This is a genomic window from Pseudomonas sp. P1_F1_2 (assembly GCF_056405815.1).
Genome location: NZ_JBFUBK010000205.1, coordinates 1 through 2,725, shown reverse-complemented (window position 1 = coordinate 2,725; position 2,725 = coordinate 1). Strand labels below are relative to the sequence as shown.

The window sequence follows — 2,725 nt, the reverse complement described above, 5'->3', positions numbered from 1 at the left end:
CCCTACATGCGCGGGCCGATGATGATGAAAGCTGCCGCAATGGATTCGGCGCCGGTGACCCCGGATGTGGAAGCCGGCACCAGCCAGGTCAGCATGACGGCGGATGGGTCGATTGAAGTGTTGATGCCTTGATTTAATAGCTCGTACATATAAACGGCGATCACCCAGTGATCGCCGTTTTTTGTTGCTCGTGGTGAGCCAGTCAGGTGTTGTGGCGACTGATCCACGGCTCTCGCGTTTTATGCCGGATCAACGTTATCCAACGCCCGATTCACCGCCAACTCCGCCAGCATGATGATCTGCTGAATCGCCATTGCCGTATTACGCTGCGGGCCGATCAGGTTCGTGGCGAAATCACTGGTCATGACGCTGGCAGAGGCCAGTGACTCACAGGCTTGTGCCAGCAGACTTTCGGTGTCCATGTTCGGGGCGATCATGTACATCGTGCTGGGGCGGCGGGGTTTTTCGGTGTATTGGGATGGAGGGGCGAGGTAGTAGTCGAGAGCGCGTTTTATGGCTTCGCGGTCTTTGATTAGCGACTCGGTGCGCAAAGTCTCGGCATCGGGTGCGGTGGTATCGAGGGGTGGATCGGGGACTGACTTATCCATGGGAAAACTCCTACTTACTAATGGGAGCCATCCATTGCCATTTCCACACGACAAATAGGTGGCCGCTGTACGCAGGGTGGAAATACCGGTTAGTAGGACCCGGCCAGACCGAAGTCTGCCCACGCACAGCCGCCATGACGCAGTTTGCAGACGAAAGAAGTCATCGGCAACGATTACGATGGTCCAGCTATGCGGCTACTAAGAGATCCAGGTTTCCACGCCCGGTCGCTGAAATCGCAGCGACAGCCAAAGATTAGAAGGCCCTCTTCCTACCCGGCAACCTGAAAAATGCGTGGGAAAGCACTGCGTTTTTTACACATCATTCAACACAAAGATGGAACGCGGAGCGTCCCCGGCGGCATTCCCACGCGGAGCGTGGGAACGATCAAAATCGTTAACCTGAACCTGAACAGCAACGGTTATCCACAACCCTACATGCGCGGGCCGATGATGATGAAAGCTGCCGCAATGGATTCGGCGCCGGTGACCCCGGATGTGGAAGCCGGCACCAGCCAGGTCAGCATGACGGCGGATGGGTCGATTGAAGTGTTGATGCCTTGATTTAATAGCTCGTACATATAAACGGCGATCACTGTAGTGATCGCCGTTTTTTATTGCCCGTCGCGAACCAGTCAGATGTTGTGCCGACTGATCCACGGCTCTCGCGTTTTATGCCGGATCAACGTTATCCAACGCCCGATTCACCGCCAACTCCGCCAGCATGATGATCTGCTGAATCGCCATCGCCGTACTGCGCTGCGGGCCGATCAGGTTCGTGGCGAAATCACTGGTCATGACGCTGGCAGAGGCCAGTGATTCGCAGGCTTGGGCCAGCAGACTTTCGGTGTCCATGTTCGGGGCGATCATGTACATCGTGCTGGGGCGGCGGGTTTTTTCGGTGTATTGGGATGGAGGGGCGAGGTAGTAGTCGAGGGCGCGTTTTATGGCTTCGCGGTCTTTGATTAGCGACTCGGTGCGCAAGTCTTCGGCTTCGGGAGTGATGGGTGGATCGGGGACTGACTTATCCATGGAAACTCCTACTGGTAACGGGAGCCATCCCTTCGCCGGATCTCAAGCGGCGAAGAGGTGGCAGCTATGTGCAGAGTGAGATCACCGGTAGTAGGCACCCGGCCAGACCGAAGTCTGCCCGCACACAGCCGCCATAACGCATTTACAGGCAGCAGATAAGCTGGCGCCAATTATGGTGGCATTGGCGCTAGATGAATACTAATAGCCGGGGATCTCACGCCCGGTCGCTGATTTTGCAGCGACAGCCAGAGGTTAGAGACACGGCTTCCTACCCGGCAACCTGAAAAATGCGTGGGAAATCACTGCGTTTCTTACACATCTTTCAACACGCAAAAATGGAACGCGGAGCGTCCCCGGCGGCATTCCCACGCGGAGCGTGGGAACGATCAATTGATGCACACCTGTTAGAGATTGGTCGGCTGTCAGGCCGCCATCGCGGGCAAGCCCGGCTCCTACAGAGAATGGGTACATCTGCAAATGACTGGTCGGCTGTCAGGCCGCCATCGCTGGCAAGCCATGCTCCTACAGGAATGAGTACACCGGCCGCTTCTCACCACTCATCAGGCCGAGCGTTAGCTCGCCTGCAGCTCTTGATCTTGATCCACCCGCCCCTTCGGGAGGCTGAGTGGAGGTGTTCATCCGGGGAGTGGCGCGCAGCGCCGTTCGACGCAGTCGAACACGCTGCATGTAGGTCGAAGCGAAGCCGACCGGAGGGCAGTGTCCCCGGAAGGATACCGGAGCGAAGGAACGCCGAGCCCCAGCGAGGGGCCGGACGCTCGGGGCGAGCCTTTTTTTGCTTACTTTTTTTTGGCGTTTGAAAAAAAAGTGAGTCGCCGTAAGGGGGGGTGTCAGAAATTTTGTGTTCGGGCATAACATGAGTAAGAGGTGCATGTATGCCAACCAAGAAGAAACCCGCGTTGCGAGAGCTGCCGAAAATCCCGAAAGAGCTGCTCGAGCAATTCACTGATGGACCGATGACAGCGGAAGCCATTGAGGACGCCTCTGCGGCGTTCAAGAAGGCTTTGATCGAGCGAGCCCTGAGTGCTGAGCTCGGCCACCACCTGGGCTATCCGCCGGGCGCGCAGCGC

2 protein-coding genes and 3 pseudogenes are annotated in these 2,725 nt (G+C 57.2%); 3 read left to right on the top strand and 2 right to left on the bottom strand.

The window, feature by feature from the left end:
• A pseudogene (locus tag AC1D2P_RS30570) lies at window positions 1–132 on the top strand (SIMPL domain-containing protein); the annotation flags it as partial.
• Window positions 133–239: 107 nt separating this feature from the next.
• Here the strand turns inward: AC1D2P_RS30570 and AC1D2P_RS30565 are convergent.
• The gene (locus AC1D2P_RS30565) at window positions 240–608 is read right to left on the bottom strand and encodes a DUF6124 family protein (protein WP_477757721.1); all 369 of its coding nucleotides are present in this window, start codon (window positions 606–608) and stop codon (window positions 240–242) included.
• Window positions 609–995: 387 nt separating this feature from the next.
• Between AC1D2P_RS30565 and AC1D2P_RS30560 the strand changes: the two are divergent.
• Window positions 996–1,169, top strand: a pseudogene (locus tag AC1D2P_RS30560) (SIMPL domain-containing protein); the annotation flags it as partial.
• A 108-nt stretch (window positions 1,170–1,277) separates the two neighbouring features.
• Here AC1D2P_RS30560 and AC1D2P_RS30555 read toward each other — a convergent pair.
• Window positions 1,278–1,637, bottom strand: a complete 360-nt coding sequence (locus AC1D2P_RS30555; protein WP_477757720.1) for a DUF6124 family protein — start codon at window positions 1,635–1,637, stop codon at window positions 1,278–1,280.
• Window positions 1,638–2,530: 893 nt separating this feature from the next.
• Between AC1D2P_RS30555 and AC1D2P_RS30550 the strand changes: the two are divergent.
• Window positions 2,531–2,725: pseudogene (locus tag AC1D2P_RS30550) on the top strand (IS256 family transposase); the annotation flags it as partial.

Excerpts from the sequence above, each read along its gene's own strand:
- AC1D2P_RS30565 (WP_477757721.1), bottom strand. The coding sequence starts at position 608 with ATGGATAAGTCAGTCCCCGATCCACCCCTCGATACCACCGCACCCGAT.
- AC1D2P_RS30555 (WP_477757720.1), bottom strand. The coding sequence starts at position 1,637 with ATGGATAAGTCAGTCCCCGATCCACCCATCACTCCCGAAGCCGAAGAC.